Genomic DNA, 16,907 nt, shown 5'->3' with positions numbered 1-16,907 from the left:
ATCGATTAATTGGCTAATTTGGGCAGAAGTTCGTCCAGATTCTTCTTCACCTGTTGGATTGCTTCTTGTGTACTCAAGTCACCCAGCATCGCTTTTTGAATCGGGCCTGTTACCTCAGGAGCTTGATGCAGGTTGGCATTCGGAATGACAGGAATCGGCACTGCCCCTTTCGTTGTGTCTTGATAAAATTTTTGATACTCGAGCTTCTTGAAGCCTTCAGTGTCTCTTGTTGGCTCGTATCCTGGCAAGTGACCGGCTTGACTCCATTTCCAGTTGTTATCCGCCCACCATTTGATAAACTCAAGAACCGCTTTCGTCTGGGCATCCGTTCTATTTTTCTTAACAGGAAGAATGAAACCATGGTTGGTCACCACATGCGCGTCCTGTTCAAACAGCTGCGGGAATTGCGCGACGCCGAAGTCAGGACCGAGTGCCTGCGCGCTGGAGGAAACCATCCATGCCCCGTCGATGTAGAAAGGTATTTTCCCACTCTTGAATAAGTCAAAATCGGCCGGTGGAGCAATTTTTGGAGGTACATATTTGTCATAGATCTCTTTATAAGCATTTAACGCTTTAAGCGCTATTTGTTCGTCGAAATTCGCTTTCTTTGAAGCCAAATCAATGAAGGTTTTCCCGCCCATTTGGTAATACAGCGTCATCCAGCCGAGAACAATTTGCGGCGGTCTCATCGTTAACGACAATGGAGGCGTATTGTTGTTCTTTTCCTTCGCCTCTTGAAGCGCTTTCATAAATGCGTCGTAGCCCTTATCCAGCTTCAAATTGCCGTTACTGTCTAACAGAGACGTATCCTTTAGGAGCTTCTTGTTATACATGAGAACCCTTACAAGATTGTCTAAGGGAACCGTGTAGTACTTACCGCCCACTTTCCCTGTCTCCATCACAGACGGCGTATATTTGTCAAACTGAAGGTCCACCTTATACTTCGCAGCCGCTTCATCCAGTGGAAGCAGATTGCCGTCAGCCTGCATACCTGTAATAAAGCCGCCTACGTGGGAAACGGCGAAGTCAGGACCCGTTCCGCCTAAGATCGAAGTTTTCAGTTTGGTGTAATATTGATTGAAATCCTGCTGTTGAAATGAAATTTTGACATTGGGATGCTCTTGGTTGTATTCGTCGAAAATACTCTTCGCTACCGCCACATCGCCGCCGTCCCACATGGTCCAGAAGGTTAACTCCACCGGTGCCTGTGGATTCGTTCCTTCCTTCGTCTCTGCTGGCGTTGCCGCAGATTGTTCGCTGCTTCCGCAGCCAGCCAGTACACTGAAGCTAAGTACGGTGCTTAACGTCAGCGTGGTTAGCTTTCGAAACCTTGATTTCATAGTTACATCCTTCCTTTCAGACCCTCTCATAATCTGGATGGTTGGTTCCAGTACCCTGATTATAGGTCCAAGGCATCCGTCAGGATGTTCCTCTATTTTGTCATTCCGATGTTCATTTTTTACATCATCGTCTGAAGCGAGTTAATCCGTCTTGTCCGCCGCTTTCTTCAAGGTATCGTACGCCTTTTGATACAAGGCCTCCATTTCACGAAGCCCGAGATCATTCAGCGTCTGCTCATACTTGTTCCAATCGTCAAAACGGAATTGGCCTTGAATAAACATTCTTCTGGACGATTCCACAAACATATCGATATTCGCTTTGAGCTCTCTCAGTCTCTTCTCACTGCGGATATCCAGAATCGGCCGTTGATAGGATTCCTTCACCAGATACGGGTCCAACAGCTGCTGCGCATACTGAATATTCGGAGAATTAATGCCGATCGCGTTATCGGGATTAATTCCAATGCGGCGCCCCGCGTCCGGGCCAAATAAAATATTGACCGGCCGCCAGCGCCAGTCCGCGGGGATGCGACTTAATCTCATCCGTATACGTGTAGGAGCCATCCGGCTGCTTCAAGTACGTCTTCCCTTCGATCCCCATTCGAAAAAAGAATGAGCCCTCTTTCCCGTAAAAATAATCGATCCACCGCATCGTAATTTCCGGAAATGGATTCGCACTTGTTATAGCAAAAGCGCCAAAGTCCCTCGCCATCGGACGCTGATTTTTCAATTGATCGCCTAAGGGGCCCTTCCATGGCGGAAGCGCCATAAAATGCTTGTAGTAGCCGGAGAAGATGTCATCCGTCTGGTTGTGAAACACACCGACCCGATCCGGCGTTATTTTCGGAAAAAACACCTTATAGTTGCTATCGAAAATGTCCTTATCCAGGAGGCCCTCCGCGTACAGACCGGCGAGGTACTGCAGCAGCAGCTTGTATCGATCGCTCGTCAGCCAGATTCGAACATGCCCGTCTTCAATATTAAGCGCATAGCCCATCTGAAGCTGCAGTCCAAACGCACCAGAAAAATTATCAATAATTTGCTGAATATCCTCCCCCGTCATCGGAATTTCATCATCAGCAATCCCGTTCCCGTTCATATCCTGGTTCTTAAAAGCCCTCAGCACATCACGCAGCTGGTCCGTCGTTACCGGAGCCGGCAGCCCACTTTTCTCCAGCCAAGCCTTATTGATCCAATGCTTATCGCTTAAGGCGGAACTCAGCGTTACGATGGAGGGAATCGAGTAGATATGACCGTCCGCGCTGTAAGCAGCCGCACGAACCTCCGGGTAATCATGAAGCAGCTTCTTCAGATTAGGTGCGTATCGATCAATTAAATCCTCCAAAGGGATCAGGGTTCCATTGGCGCCATACTCAGCCACGTCGACGGGCTCCAGCGCTCCTTTCATAAAAGCATCCGGCAGATCGCTCCCTGTCAGCATCATTTTCAGGCGATCCTCATACAGCTCCTCTGGAATTGCGTTAAATTCTACTTTGACATTGGTCATCTTCTCATATTCGCGGAACACTAGCATATCGTTCCAATCACCCAGCACCGCCGTTTTCATCCCTGCCATATGCAGGGTGATCGGCGTTACCGTAAGCGGAAATCCCGATGCTGACGGAGCTGGAGCGGCGAGCTCTCCTCTGGGCGTAGATCGGGTGGTGGCATTGTCAGATTCGTCGCTGCCCAGCCTGTCGGACACCATAACCGCTGCAGCCAGACACAATAAGGCAGCACTGCTCCATATCCGAAAGTAAAACCGTTTATCTTTTTGGCCGCCGCCCATTAATTGTCGCCTCCCTCGCCACGCTCACCCAAGAAGCCCGCCGGCGTGGATCCAGTCATTTCCTTGAATAATTTAAAAAAGTGACTATAGCTGTTGAACCCGACTTCTTGGCTAATCCGTTTCACATGATGATCCCCATTCCTCATCCGCTGCTTCGCCTTATCGATTCTAAGCTTATTTAAGTACTCGATGAAACCGAACCCCGTTTCCTTGCGAAATACCCGGCTGAAATAAGCGGGGCTTAGCCCCAGCATTTCAGCGAGATCCGTAAGAGTGAGCTCCTTATGATAGTTCAGTTGGATGTATTCGATGGCTCTTTTGCAATGCTCCGAGCAGCCCTCAGGTGCCGTGCGCTGAACTAATTCCTCAATGAGCGTCTTGAATACAAAGTGGATCGATTGTTTGACATCGCCTACCGCGTCTCCGTGCTGCTTGCTCATCGATGTTAACGTTTGTGCCTCGTAAATCTTTTGAGTATCCAGACTTTTCTCCGAAGAGACCTTAACGGCAATCATCATCAGATCGTTCACTAACAGCTGCAAAGAGGTATGATCAGCCGCTCGTGGTATCGGAGCGAATACCTCCTCAATGACCTCCGCCGTACGCCCGGAATCATTACCTTCGAGTGCCTTCAGTAATTCAAGCTCCTGCCTGATAGATAAGGTATTTACTTTGGTTGTAAGCTCATCTGTACCCGGACTCATGCTCACGCTCGTCGCTCGAAGCGCCTCTCTGTAGCAATGGCTCAGCTTCTCCATTTGATGGCTTTTACTGCTAAAGCCCCAGACAACCTGGGCATTCAAATATTGATTCAGCATATAAGAAATTTTTCCGGTCTGTTGACTCAGCACTTGCTGAAGGGCAGCTTCGCTGTTCATACCGTGAAAAGGGAGTACGAATCCAAACCTGCCTTCTTCCATATAGCACATGAGATAAGTCAGCGGTTGCTCCGTGCTCTCCAGAGCCTGCTTGCACAGCATTTGGATAGAGCGGATGACTTGATCCTTCTCTGCATCCGTTTTCCCGCCGTGCTCTGCGGAGTATCGGCTGATTTGCATCACAGCTGCGACATAGCCTCCTTGGCATACCTCGCTTAGAGGTACACCAAGACCGTGTACCTGTGCAGAATCGTAAGCTTCGTTTCCGATCAGCAGCTCTCTTAAGATTTTCTCGAACGCGAGTTCCTTCAGTTTCTCAACACGAAACTTCTCGCTTTGCCGCTCCGTTCGCTCTTTGGAGTCCAGCTCCAGCCTGCCTCTTGCCTGCTCAATCAGCTTGTGCAAAAACGGCTTATCCAAGCTGTCCTTCAACAAATAGTCCATCGCGCCATTCCTCAAAGTTTCCCTGACATACGGGTAGTCATCGTAGCCGCTTAAAGCGTACATATGAATGTGGGGATACTGCTTGGCGATCTGCTCCGACAGCTCGACCCCGTCCATAACAGGCATATGGATATCCATGATGACCAGATCCGGCGCAAGCTTGGCAATCTGCTTGAGCGCTTCTTGACCGTTCCCCGCTTCGCCGCAGATCGAAAACCCAAGCTGTTCCCAATCCAGCAGCGAGCTTACATAGTTTCGAACCAAATATTCGTCGTCAACAATCAATACTTTATACATAGCTTCCTAGCTACCTCCCCCACGCTCATACATGTGCAGGCCATGCCACCTCTACCGAGGTAAACATCCCCGGCTGACTGTACACGCGGACGCGCCCGGCATCCCCGTAAAACATGTTCAGGCGCTGCTGAATATTCGGAATTCCAATACCGCTGAATCTGGAACCCGACAGCTTAGGCTTCCCATGCATGATTTGCTCGATCTGTTCATGCGTCATACCTAATCCATTGTCCGTTACCTTCACGATCACTTGCCCCTCGTCCGCATACACTTTAATGGTGATGACACCGTCACGGCCCGAAGGCTCAATTCCATGAATGATAGCGTTTTCAACGAGCGGCTGCACAATCATTTTAATCGTCTTACAAGCAAGCACCTCGTCTTGCACATAAAATTCCGTCGATATTTTGTCCATATATTTATAGCGTTGGATGGTTAGATAGCTTTTGACATGAGTCAGCTCATCTTCCATCGTGATGTACCGTTCCTTGTTATCAATGGTGATCCGCAAGAGACGGATAAGCGAAGCCGATACCTCACTGATATTGGTTATATTCTGAAGCTGTGCCAGGAATCGAATCGTGTTTAGTGTGTTGCACAAAAAATGAGGATTAATCTGGGAATGAAGCGCCTGCAACTCAGCCTCCCGCTTCTCGTGCTCTTTCCGGCTGATGTCATCCAAGAGCCTCTGCACCTGATTCATCATGGATACAAACATCCTGCTGAGCTGTCCGATTTCATCGGGAGATTGAATGTGCGGCGTAGCAGCAAGGTTTCCTCTTTTTACCGCTTCCATCGCGTTTCGAAGCTCCTTAATATTGCGGGTAATCTTACGAATGACAATCGTCAGCAGCAGCAAGCAAACCAATACGATCGTAATCACGACGATAAACATTTCACGCGTAAATTTATAAAATTCTTTCAACAGCACCTCGTTTGAAATGACTGCTCTGGCTGTCCAGTGAGAGATGGGGGAGGTGCTTTCCACAACCATTGTCTCCTGGTCCGAGTGTTCAGGCTCGTCTTTTGACGAAGAAGGTTCAGCGGAATCGAAGACGACCTTCCGGTTCTCATCAAGCAGCAGAAACTCCGCTTCCGGCTTGTCCTTCAGACTATAAATATCCTTCAAGACATTGTAATCGATATCCGTCAATACAATCCCCTTGATTTCACCATACCGCCTGATGGCCCGAGCTACGGTAAGCACATAATTGTCCGATTCCGACAAGCCGTATGCCCCGGTCTCTCGTTTGAGCAGGACACTGCTCTGGGATTTCATCACTTGGCTGACCCATGGCTCATGGAAGGTTTCCCCATTTACCCTGGGAGATCCCGCCTTGTACAGCTGACCGTTATTGCCCAGTACGGAAATGCCGATATAGAGATTTTCCTTCATACTAAAGAGGGAATCGAGAGACGTATTGATTTGCTTGGTACTGTTGAACCAATCCATATCGGGTATAAATGATTCTCTCTCCAGTCCGTTCATAACCAGCGATTCATTCATGGAAATGATGGCATTCATACGATCCGCGTCCTGCACGATCATATCAAAGTTTTCATTCGCTTTGTTGATGTTCTCTTCCATATAACGTGACATATTCTCCTTCAGTATCACGTGGACGCTGTTATACCCGAAGCCGACAATAATCACAATGCTCAGCAGCATCACCGCGATGCTCGCCGCCGTCAGCTTGACATGCAGGCTTCGTCTGAATAATCGGGTCCAGTCATTCATCAATCGCACACCACCTCCAGCGGCTGAAAAGATTCATGCAAACCTAAAGTAACCCCAATCTATGAAATCACGCTAAAAAAATCGGCAGACATGACCTTAGCCTGAACAAAAGTCATACTGCCGTTTTCTAGAAACCTATTTTTTATAGTAGTTACAAAAGCTATATACGTCAAGCGTTTGAATCTCGTGATTTCCTTACCTGCATGTCATGTAATTAAGCTGGCATCATGAGCAATTGCTTGGCGCATTTTCAGTGGTTTTCCCCCACTTCCATGCGCGGATTGTCCCTCTCTCTCGCTCAAGGATGATGCTATATTGGGAATGATACAAGAAAACATTTCGGTCATGCCTATCAGGAGGCCTATAAAATTGAATAGCTACTCTACTTCGTTTACAAACAGTCGACCCTTCGCCTGCTATGATGCAGATCAGCTCGCGGAAATTCGCAGCCGGTTTTACAAGCAATCCGAACTGCTGCATGAATATGAGCGCCAGTTACTATTATCTAACACCTTTGCCCACGAAGAGTTGTCATTGCCTATGCAGCAGCGTGGCGCTTTCCGAACGGATCCCTTCGTGTTTCAAACACCAGAGAATGCCGGATACATGAAGTTCGCGGTCCACATTCAAGGCAAAGGCGAAGCCTGGATCAAACAACTGCAGCTTACCCATTCGGAAAGAGGAATACCTGTCCCGCTGATTAACGGCAGCTTTGAGGATGAATTACACGGCTGGTCAGTTACAGCACAATCCTCTTCAAGTTCGTTCCGTCTTGAACCATCCGAGCTCCCCAGACTCGGGCAGCGCATGTACGTGAAGAACCTGTCGGCTGACGATGAGGTGCTCTTGAGCTACAACCATTCCATTCCGGTTCGCGCCCAACAATGTTACAGTCTTCAAACGATTCTTCGAATGGACGATCCTTTATCGGACGGCGTGTACGTCAAAGTCTGTTTTCTGGACATGGAAGGGCGGCCTATAGAAGTGGAATACACGTCACCATCCTTTAACCGCAGGACGCCGACCCTTTGGGCTTCCCTACTGGAGACTGCCGGAGCTGATGCCAACGTATATATGGTAACTGAAGATTTGGAGTACGCAGATCGAGCCAAGCGGAAACTTCTGTACATGCTGCCGGATATGTGCCAAGGCATGGATATTTTCAAGGCAACCGGTTGGCATATAGATGATAATTATGGGGCTGTTCATATCGGACGGGGCATAGCCGTCCTCTCCGTTATTTACGACCAAATTGCGGATTCCGGCGTCATTCTTCCGGAGGAGGACAAGGTTATCAAGTCGCTCTTCCGTTACATAGCCGGAATGATGATGGATACCGCCTATTACCGGTACGATTTGGAGCAGTTTCCGGATGAGAAAGGGGGAAAACGGAGCAACTGGAATGCCGACCGCGCCACTGGAATCGGGATTTATGCCCTAGTCTTTCCAGAAGAGGAGCTGGCGGAGACTTACCTAGAGCATGCTTGCTCCGTCGTGGACTGGCAGCTGGAGCATGTGGTAGATCAAGACGGCGCTTGGCCGGAAAATATTCGTTACCACGGTGCGGTGCTGCACCGGTACTTTTTATTTTTCGCTCTTTTGCAACGCTTGAGGGGGATCGACTATTTTTCACGCGATAAAGTAAAACGAATGTACCGGTTCTTAATCGGCACTGTGACCCCAAAGGATCTAGTACAAGGCGGCGTGGGCTCTTCACCTACACTTTTGTCTCCGGCTGTCGGCGATTCAACGGTACACGACCAATGGTTCCGATTGTTCTCCTATGCGGCGCCTTTCTATGCGGAAACGGATCCGCAGCTTAGCCGGGAGATGATGTGGGCCTGGAAACATGGAGGCGGCGTGCTTCGGGATACTGGCGCGCATCCCTGCGCCCTGCTGGCCCTGCTCTACCCTCAGTCCGAGCTTCCTCAAGAAGCTCCTGCTCTCACATCCGTTCATTACCCTGGGATTGGATATGTTATCTTCAGGCAGCATTTTGGCCAATGGGGGCGGGAAAATTATTCGATTTTCGAAACTTCACCGCTTACCTATCATGCCCACCATGACGAAGGCCACTTCTCCATATGGGCGAATGGGACCCCTCTAACCTTGGACCCCGGAACCGGAGGGTATTACAATGGAGACCGTCACTGGTACGTAAACGGTCATGCGCATAATGTTGTTCAATTTCTAGATGAAACAGGTCATATACAAAACGGACCGTTAAAGAGCATGTGTGAGGAAATTTACTTCTCTGACCCATTGGATTATGTCCGAAGCTTTATTCCCGATGTGCACACCGAAGTCTATCGCCGCCATTTTGCCTACGTCAAAGCCGGTGCTGACGTGTATGTGGTTTGGGATCATATCCGCAGTCAGAATTGCAGCGTTTGGAATTTGCATACCATGAGCTCATCCTCTGAAATTGAGCGGAATCGGGTCACGGCTCGCTGCCTGAATGAAATGAATCTGGAGGTAACCTTCCTGCAGCCGGACAGGTTCTCTGTAACAAGAGACTATGGAGCAGTATCCGGAGACTATCCTTTAGCTGTTCAAGAGCATCTCCAAATCAGCGGCGATAGCGGTAGCGGCTATTTGACCTTACTCTACCCGAAAACAAATAACTCTTCCGGCATTATCGCTCATCGTCTGCCGATTGATCCCGAATTGACCGAAGGGCTTCAAATGTACAAGGTACTTCGGGAGGAACAAATTCTGTTCTACCTGTTAGTAAACGGGACGGACCAATCGTATACGTTCTCATTTCAAGCGAATGCAGCGCTCTGGAATCCCTTAAGCAAAGCGTCCCATCCTCCGGATCACAGCGGGCAATGCCACGCTCAAGTAGATGGCGGCAGGCTGGCCATTCTTATGGAAGCGGTGTTTCGATTTGCAAAACCGTCAGATTCTGAAAAATAAGTATTAGACTGCCCCATAGGAACGGAACAGCAGCAGTTACGGACGTGAATATAAAGTCCTAGACTGCTGCTATTTGAATATCCCCCACGATTATGCACCTATGTAAGTGTCACGAGCTCACGACACAAACATAGGTACATTGAAATAAAAAATCCCCGAATGATGGGGATCTGAATGGATATCATACTGTGCTTTATTCTGCTTAACCAACTCCTCGATCATTCGGAGCATGGCAGCTTCGAGTGTAATCCCTCCAGATTCATAAACTCCTATACATGCACTAACAAATGTATTGTGATGACTAATTTCTTTAAGCTTTTTCAATTGTTGTTCATTCAACATGCATGTTCACACTCCGTTTCTTGATTGATATCCTTAAACGTCACCAAAAGCTCGATCAATTCATGCACAGCTCAATCTCTTGCTGAGATTATTTGGGGAGGTAGCATAGTTAAGGATTATATTGACTCTACAGAGTAGTCTCTTTCAAGAATAATTCGCTCAATAGTCAAGCATGAGAATTTAGCCGAAACAAAGCTGCTGAGACGATATTGAGCAGTTCAAAGCTTACGTAAATTAGGGATTAATATCGTTCTCCGTTCATGCAACAATGCTTACTGTGCAGTAGCCTTTATAATGAGCTGAAATAATTACAGTTAGTCTACAATAAACAATTTCGCACCAGTTTTAGTATAGGACCTATGCGGATTTGCTCCATCAGCCACTTGGTAACTGACTCCTGGAGTAAGTTTGAATTCTCTTCCATCTGAAAGTTCAGTATATAGTTCTCCTTCTAATACTAATAAAACGTGACCTCTATCACACCAATGGTCGGCAATATAACCAGGAGAATATTCTACCATTCGTACTCGGATGTTCCCCATCTCAAATGTACGCCAATTCGCATAACCTTCAATACCAGGATGTTGAGTAGTGTTTATTTTGCTCCAGTCAATTGTACAAAATGGAACATCAGTTATTTTCATATAACGCTCCCCCTTCTATGCTAATTCATATTATAGCAATATGAACCAATTTGTGGATCGAATTTTTGCTCCAGTAACCTGCCCGTTTAGCTTAATGCCCCCAGTCTACAACTTTATTTTCTCAGTATATCTAATACTTTATTTTTTCAGAACAACGGGGATCCCCAAGTTCTTCTTTTATGACAAACAAGGTCAATCGGCAAAACGCCGACTGACCTTGTTTATTAGTTTTCATGAATAACTTCTAAACGAATCACATTCCATGAAGATTTGGATAATCTTGCGTGGATATGGCCGTCTTCTATCCGTGCAGTACCGCGGTTGTGAGGAATCACTTGTTCTGGATGGAGCTTGGTATTGGTTGCTTTGATATTGTCGTGCTCCAGTACCACATGCTCGATGAGCTTAACACGGCCGAAGCTGCGAAGGTTGATATCCAAATCAAGTATGTCTTCAAGATGCCGGTTTACTGCAAACACCGTAATGTGGCCCTGTTCCTCGTTATACACACTGATGGCTTCTAAATATGGTATATCCGTATAATCTTTGGAATCGTATTTAGGCGATCGGATGACAGGCTGCAGAACCTTTCCTCTACCATAAAGCGAAGCATGAAGATAAGGATAATACGTCGTTTGCAGCCAGAGAGGTCCTCCGTTTTCTGTCATGATCGGCGCAATAACATTAATTAACTGTGCCAAACAAGCCATTTTTACCCGATCGGCATGCTTGAGCATCGTGATCAGGCAGCAGCCGACAACAAGGGCATCCTCAAGGGTATAGGTATCCTCGAATTCAGCCGGCGCAACCTGCCAGCGTTCGGATGCACGGCTGGTGCCGATCGAATTCCAAACGTTCCACTCGTCCAAGGAAAGGTAAAGCTTCTTTTTACTACGCTTCTTAGCTTGGACGTAATCACAGATGGAAGCTACAGTCCCGATGAACTGATCCATATCCATGGAACGGGCAAGAAAATTCTCCGAATTGTTCTCATTATTGTTGTAGTACGTATGCAGTGACAGATAATCTACTTGATCATATGTCAAATCCAACACGGTCGCTTCCCAATCTGCGAAGGTCGGCATTCCCCGACTGGAGCTGCCGCAAGCGACAAGCTCCAGACTCGGATCCACCCACTTCATCACTTTAGCCGTTTCATTGGCTAATCGCCCATACTCGACAGCCGTTTTGGCGCCAATTTGCCAAGGTCCGTCCATTTCGTTGCCTAGGCACCATGTTTTGAACTTGTGAGGCTCCTTGTAGCCATGAGAAATGCGGAGGTCGCTCCAGTAAGTGCCCGACGGATGGTTGCAATATTCAACCAAATTCCGCGCAGCATCCACGCCACGGGTACCAAGATTAACCGCCATCATAACTTCTGACCCGGCAAGCTTAGCCCAATCTGCGAATTCATTCGTACCGACCTGATTGGTTTCTGTGGTCCACCAAGCCAGCTCCAGCTTACGCTTGCGCTCCTCTTGAGGACCTACGCCATCCTCCCAATTGTAGCCAGATACGAAATTTCCTCCCGGGTACCGGATGATGGGAACCTGCAATCTTCGAATAGCCTCCAAAGCATCTTGGCGGAAACCGCGCTCGTCAGCCGTTGGATGGGAGGGCTCATAAATCCCGCCATACACCGCACGTCCAAGATGCTCGATAAACGAACCGTAAATTCGCGGGTCTACCTCTGCCAGAATAAAATCTTTGTCCACGATCATGGATGCTTTCAGTGCCACTGCTCATTCCCCCATTATGACTGAGTAATCCCTTTCATTGTAAAGCTGTATGCATAGCTGCGGTTGGCGTACAGCGTAAATTCGGGATGCGTTTTCGACATCCAGCTATCATCGCCGCCGACCCCCATTTGCCGGTAGTTCACTCGCAGAGCGACCTTATCGCTGAAGGGCAGCTTATACATATGATCATGCTCTTCCAGTTCGGCAGGTGTATAAGGCAGCGCGTTCAGCTCTACGGTTGGTGCGCCTTCAATCCGCACCCCAATGCCATCGGCACGGGTAAGCTCCGCCCATCTGACATCCGTTTTGTTCCCGCACTCCTGAGGGCGCAAATACGGAACGTATTGGTCGGCTACCTTTCCCTCGTAAATGCCTAACCTAGCACTCTCAGCGCGATCCCAATGATTCTCATGGGGGCCTCTGCCGTACCACTTCAGATTCTCAAAGCTTCCGTCAAGCTGGAACATCATCCCGACCTCCGGAATTTCCGGAAGGTTACGGCCTGGATGCAGCTCTTCGCGAATCCGGATCTCCCCATCCCCGCTTAGGACGTACAGCACTGTACAAGAGGAAGCAGTTGCCGTAGGCAGTGTGTACACTACTTGAACCTCGATCTTGTCAGGATACGTGCGAATATTCATGGCATTCAGCTTCCGTTTCTGGCCTGCTTCCCTCCAATCCCTACTTCGTACAGGAAGCTTGTTGCCCTTATCATTATCAATACTAGCTCGCCAAAAGTTAGGTGCGGGAGCTTCTCTCAAGAACTCGACTCCCTTAACCACATAAGAAGTCAAATCACCTGTCAGCTTGCTGAAGATCACTCTACAATCCGTAGAGAACGCTATGAAAGCATGATCGTTCTCTTCCGTCTGCATCAAAAGAGCAGGTAAAGCTTCTACAGCCTGCGTCTCAACAGGAAGGAGGAACTGTTCAAATGCTACTTCATGACCCGCATTCGCCCATGGCTGGTCCGTTTTTTCCAGAAGCCGCACAGTAAGTGTATATTCCTCGCCATCCCATGCATGAGCAGGGAGCTTATAGAGCAATACTACTTCTGCAATTGAATCCGCCTCAATCGGCAAAGACTCGGAGCCTTCCTCAACAACCACACCGTTTTTCGCTACTTCCCATTTGAGCGCATACTTGTCTAGATTCGTAAATAAATAATGATTCGTTACTCGGATCAGGCCTTGCTTCAAATCTACAGACTCGAACTTCACATTCTGATAGCATTTCTTCACTTCGTACAATTTAGGAGTAACACTTCGGTCGGCAAAAATAAGACCATTCCCACAAAAGGTGCCATCATTCGGTGTATCGCCAAAGTCTCCGCCATAGGCCAAATATTCGATGCCTTCCGGCGTTTTCGTCCTTATGGCCTGGTCGATCCAGTCCCAAATAAACCCGCCTTGTAAAATAGGGTACTTATCAAACAGCTCACAATATTTAAAAAGATTCCCATTGGAATTCCCCATAGCATGGCTGTACTCACACAAAATGAACGGCTTCTTCGGACTGGAATTCGCATACTCCTCCACCTTGTGCGGCAGTGTATACATTTGGCTTTCGATGTCGGAAGCTGCATCCGATTTGCGGCAGCGAGTGACACCTTCGTAATGAACAAGCCGAGTAGGGTCGTTGGATCGTAGGAAATCGTGCATGTAGATAAAGTTATCTCCGCCCCATGCTTCGTTACCCAGCGACCAAATAACGATGGATGGATGATTCTTATCCCGCTGCAGCATCGAATTCGCGCGATCCAATACATTGGCGGTCCATTCCGGTTTACTCGCAGGGACCGTCCAGCCTTCCTCTTCCTGGAAATTGGACCAACTGCCGTGTGTCTCCAGATTCGTTTCATCTATCACATATAGGCCGTATTCATCGCATAAATCGTACCAGAGCGGATGGTTCGGATAATGAGATGTCCGGACTGCATTGATGTTGTAGGCCTTCATCAGTTGAATATCCCGTACCATATCCTCATATCCAATCGCTCGTCCCGTATCGCAGTTAAACTCATGCCGGTTTACACCTTTGAATAGAATCCGCTTGCCGTTGATTTGCATCAGTCCATCCTTCAATTCAAAACGCCGGAAACCGACGCGGCAGCTCACCGCTTCGACGAGTTCCCCCGAGCCATTCTTCAGTGTCAGCACCAAGCTGTACAGATACGGCGTCTCCGCAGTCCATTTCAGCGGGTTCACTACCCTTGCAGAAAATTGAATCTCCTGCTGCTGGTCATCATTCAGCTCCAGATCCGCCAACAAGGGCGCGAGAACAGGATAACCGTTTTGATCGTAGAGAGACGCTTCCAGTCTATGAGTTCCGAGCTGCTCGCCGAATGCATTCGTCACCGCTGCCTTGAGCTGCAAATGACCATGCTCGTAATCGTCATCCAAATCCGCTACAACGCTAAAATCATAGATATGCGCCTTCGGCGTACTGTATAGATACACGTCGCGGAAGATCCCGCTCATCCGCCAAAAATCCTGATCCTCCAGCCAGCTGGCATCACTCCAGCGATAAACCTCTACAGCCAGCTTATTTTCTCCGTCAAGCAAATAAGGAGTAAGATCAAACTCTGCAGGAGTAAAAGAATCCTCGCTGTAACCTACCAAATCGCCATTGACCCAGACGTAGAAGGCTGATTCCACACCTTGAAAGCTGATATAAACAGGCTGGTCTTTCCAAGCCTCCGGCACGGTAAACGTTCGCACGTAGGAACCGACCGGGTTATACTGCGTCGGGGCAAAAGGCGGCTTAATATCCTCTTTGCCTTCCCATGGATATCTAACGTTCGTATACTGCGGATAATCATAGCCCTGCAGCTGCCAATGCGCCGGTACTTGTATCTCGTTCCAGCCGCTCGTATCGAAATCTGCTTCATAGAAATTGACGACACGCTGATCCGCGTTCTCAGCAAAGCTGAATTTCCATGTACCATTCAGCGAGACTGTATAGCTGGACCCGCTCCTGTTTACTTTCAATGCTTCTTCTACCGAATCGTATGGCATGAGAGTCGCATGAGCTTTCATTCTATTTAATTGGAAAATCTCCGGGTTATTATTCCATTCGGGATAACCGTTTTTCGGCGGCGTATAGGTAAACTTTTGACGCATGAAGGGCACCTCATTTACTGGATTTTAAAACTATACATTCACTTCGTGTACAGCTGTTTGAACTCGGACGGCGTCATGCCTGTATGCTTTTTAAACAATTCGCTAAAATGCCTCCGGTCTTCGTAACCGAGAGCTTGAGCGATCTCTTGTACTTGCTTGCCTTCAAGCAGCAGCGCCTTCGTTTGCTCCATCCGCTCGGCGGTTACGAATTGGGTAACGGTCATCCCGGTTACCTTCTTGAACAAATTGGCAAAGTAGCTGCCGCTCAAATAAACCAATTTCGCATAATCATTGACGGTCATATTCGAGGCCACATTTTGACGAATATGCGCGATCACCTGCTCGACGACCTGATTCACATCTTCGACATGGCGCTTCTGAATGATGTCGCAGCCGATCCGGCACATCTCCTTGATATGATCTTGAAGCTCCTTCAGCTTGTACGTGGAAAGATTCTTGATATGGTACAGCTGCCGTTCAATCCCTTCCATCTCCTCGCGTGTTAGTTTCTCAGAGAACACTCGGTTAATGAGGAAAGCAAGCTCGTCACACATCCCTTTAACCACCTCTGGTGCCGGTGGCGTGGATGCATGGACGGTTTCCTCGAAAAGCTCATCCACGATGCTGCTCGCTTTTGGCAGGTTGCCGGATCTGAGGCAGTAGAACAGCTCTTTTTCCTTCTCGGGAGAGTAGCGCGGCAGCGGTTGATAGACAGGCGTCATATGACGGTAGCTGTACACCGTATTGCCCCCAGTGTAAAAGTTATAGGAGAGGGCTGCGATAGCCTGAGAGTAGGAGTAGGATATCTGATGAATCTCCTGCACTTCTTCTCCCAGACCAACAGATAGCGTATATCTGGAATATGCACTCACATTCTCACGGCATTTCTCGGCAATTGCTTCCGCGTTTAAATCAGCCGGCGGGTTAAAAATAGCTACAAACCGATTGGTTTGATCCCGGAATACAAATTCTTTGGTATGTTCCTTTAAGGTTTCTTCCAAAATATTTTGCACGGTGAACCGAATCAGCTCCACCTCCTGCACAGGCAGTGTGTCCGTTTGCTCGGAGAACTGATCGATCTCTGTAAGCATCACGATAAATCGCTCTCGCTCTAGCGGTATTTGTAAGAAATCCCAACGTCTTTTCGCCTGTTCAGGCGTCGTGGGGAACTGAAGCAGCAGTTGAAAATATTCCTGCCTTAAATACGGCAGGCTTTCCCGCAGCTTACGTTCCATGTCGCGATAGCGCTGCGTTTCCGACATTTCTTCTTCAATCGCCTGCTTCGCTTTCAGAACCACATCAATAATTTTCTGAGGGGTATACGGCTTGACAATATAATCAAAGGCCCCTAAACGAAGAGCTTCCTGCGCATATTCGAAATCCGTATAGCCGCTCAGGAACACGATTTTCGTCCGCGGATACATGGCCAGCACCTGTCGGGTCATCTCGAGTCCATCTATTTTGGGCATGCGGATATCCGTCAAGACAATGTGCGGCTCCGTCCTTTGGATGAGCTCAATCCCTTGCTCGCCGTTGCTGGCCGTACCCGAGATACATATACCGTAAGTCTCCCAATTGATTTGGTTGGCAATGCCCTGCACCACGGTTCGGATATCGTCAATTACACACATTCTAAGTTCCGTCGTCACTGCTTA

Annotated in this window: 11 protein-coding genes; 1 reads left to right on the top strand and 10 read right to left on the bottom strand. The window is 48.2% G+C overall.

The window, feature by feature from the left end; translation table 11 throughout:
• Window positions 1-5: 5 nt before the first annotated feature.
• From L0M14_RS06590 to L0M14_RS06570, 5 genes are all read right to left on the bottom strand, one after another.
• Entirely contained in the window at window positions 6-1,340 is a 1,335-nt protein-coding gene (locus tag L0M14_RS06590) for an ABC transporter substrate-binding protein (protein ID WP_235121392.1), read from the bottom strand.
• Between the two features lie 141 nt (window positions 1,341-1,481).
• A complete protein-coding gene (locus L0M14_RS06585; protein WP_235121391.1) occupies window positions 1,482-1,739 on the bottom strand; it encodes a hypothetical protein in 258 nt (85 codons plus the stop codon).
• A 55-nt stretch (window positions 1,740-1,794) separates the two neighbouring features.
• Window positions 1,795-3,129: an extracellular solute-binding protein gene (locus tag L0M14_RS06580; RefSeq protein ID WP_235121390.1), complete on the bottom strand. Its 1,335-nt coding sequence runs from the start codon at window positions 3,127-3,129 to the stop codon at window positions 1,795-1,797.
• Window positions 3,129-4,748 carry a response regulator gene (locus tag L0M14_RS06575; protein ID WP_235121389.1) on the bottom strand — a complete coding sequence of 540 codons (1,620 nt, stop codon included), beginning with the start codon at window positions 4,746-4,748 and terminating at the stop codon, window positions 3,129-3,131. The genes L0M14_RS06580 and L0M14_RS06575 overlap by 1 nt, the downstream gene beginning before the upstream one ends.
• Window positions 4,749-4,773: 25 nt before the next feature.
• The gene (locus L0M14_RS06570; protein WP_235121388.1) at window positions 4,774-6,486 is read right to left on the bottom strand and encodes a cache domain-containing sensor histidine kinase; all 1,713 of its coding nucleotides are present in this window, start codon (window positions 6,484-6,486) and stop codon (window positions 4,774-4,776) included.
• 369 nt (window positions 6,487-6,855) lie between these two features.
• On the opposite strand from L0M14_RS06570, the gene L0M14_RS06565 reads away from it, so the two are divergent.
• On the top strand, window positions 6,856-9,405 hold the full coding sequence (locus L0M14_RS06565; RefSeq protein WP_235121387.1) for a heparinase II/III domain-containing protein: 2,550 nt from the start codon (window positions 6,856-6,858) through the stop codon (window positions 9,403-9,405).
• A 117-nt stretch (window positions 9,406-9,522) separates the two neighbouring features.
• Here L0M14_RS06565 and L0M14_RS06560 read toward each other — a convergent pair whose 3' ends face one another.
• The 5 genes from L0M14_RS06560 to L0M14_RS06540 form a co-directional block, all read right to left on the bottom strand.
• Entirely contained in the window at window positions 9,523-9,747 is a 225-nt protein-coding gene (locus L0M14_RS06560; protein WP_235121386.1) for a hypothetical protein, read from the bottom strand.
• 314 nt (window positions 9,748-10,061) lie between these two features.
• Window positions 10,062-10,391 carry a DHCW motif cupin fold protein gene (locus L0M14_RS06555; protein ID WP_235121385.1) on the bottom strand — a complete coding sequence of 110 codons (330 nt, stop codon included), beginning with the start codon at window positions 10,389-10,391 and terminating at the stop codon, window positions 10,062-10,064.
• Window positions 10,392-10,615: 224 nt separating this feature from the next.
• Window positions 10,616-12,112, bottom strand: a complete 1,497-nt coding sequence (gene arfA, locus L0M14_RS06550) for an arabinosylfuranosidase ArfA (protein WP_235122833.1) — start codon at window positions 12,110-12,112, stop codon at window positions 10,616-10,618.
• A 32-nt stretch (window positions 12,113-12,144) separates the two neighbouring features.
• Window positions 12,145-15,252 (bottom strand): beta-galactosidase, LacZ type, encoded by a 3,108-nt coding sequence (locus L0M14_RS06545; protein WP_235121384.1) that lies wholly within the window; start codon window positions 15,250-15,252, stop codon window positions 12,145-12,147.
• A 38-nt stretch (window positions 15,253-15,290) separates the two neighbouring features.
• Window positions 15,291-16,901: a response regulator gene (locus tag L0M14_RS06540; protein ID WP_235121383.1), complete on the bottom strand. Its 1,611-nt coding sequence runs from the start codon at window positions 16,899-16,901 to the stop codon at window positions 15,291-15,293.
• Window positions 16,902-16,907: the final 6 nt, after the last annotated feature.

Origin of the sequence: Paenibacillus hexagrammi (genome assembly GCF_021513275.1) — a bacterium.
Lineage (GTDB): Bacteria > Bacillota > Bacilli > Paenibacillales > NBRC-103111 > Paenibacillus_E > Paenibacillus_E hexagrammi.
Note: the sequence above shows the minus strand (reverse complement) of the source record. Positions and strands in the feature narration are given on the sequence as shown.

Coding starts and splice junctions, on each gene's coding strand:
- L0M14_RS06580 (WP_235121390.1), bottom strand. CDS start 3,129: ATGGGCGGCGGCCAAAAAGATAAACGGTTTTACTTTCGGATATGGAGC.
- L0M14_RS06575 (WP_235121389.1), bottom strand. CDS start 4,748: ATGTATAAAGTATTGATTGTTGACGACGAATATTTGGTTCGAAACTAT.
- L0M14_RS06570 (WP_235121388.1), bottom strand. CDS start 6,486: ATGAATGACTGGACCCGATTATTCAGACGAAGCCTGCATGTCAAGCTG.
- L0M14_RS06590 (WP_235121392.1), bottom strand. CDS start 1,340: ATGAAATCAAGGTTTCGAAAGCTAACCACGCTGACGTTAAGCACCGTA.
- L0M14_RS06555 (WP_235121385.1), bottom strand. CDS start 10,391: ATGAAAATAACTGATGTTCCATTTTGTACAATTGACTGGAGCAAAATA.
- arfA (WP_235122833.1), bottom strand. CDS start 12,112: ATGATCGTGGACAAAGATTTTATTCTGGCAGAGGTAGACCCGCGAATT.
- L0M14_RS06545 (WP_235121384.1), bottom strand. CDS start 15,252: ATGCGTCAAAAGTTTACCTATACGCCGCCGAAAAACGGTTATCCCGAA.
- L0M14_RS06560 (WP_235121386.1), bottom strand. CDS start 9,747: ATGTTGAATGAACAACAATTGAAAAAGCTTAAAGAAATTAGTCATCAC.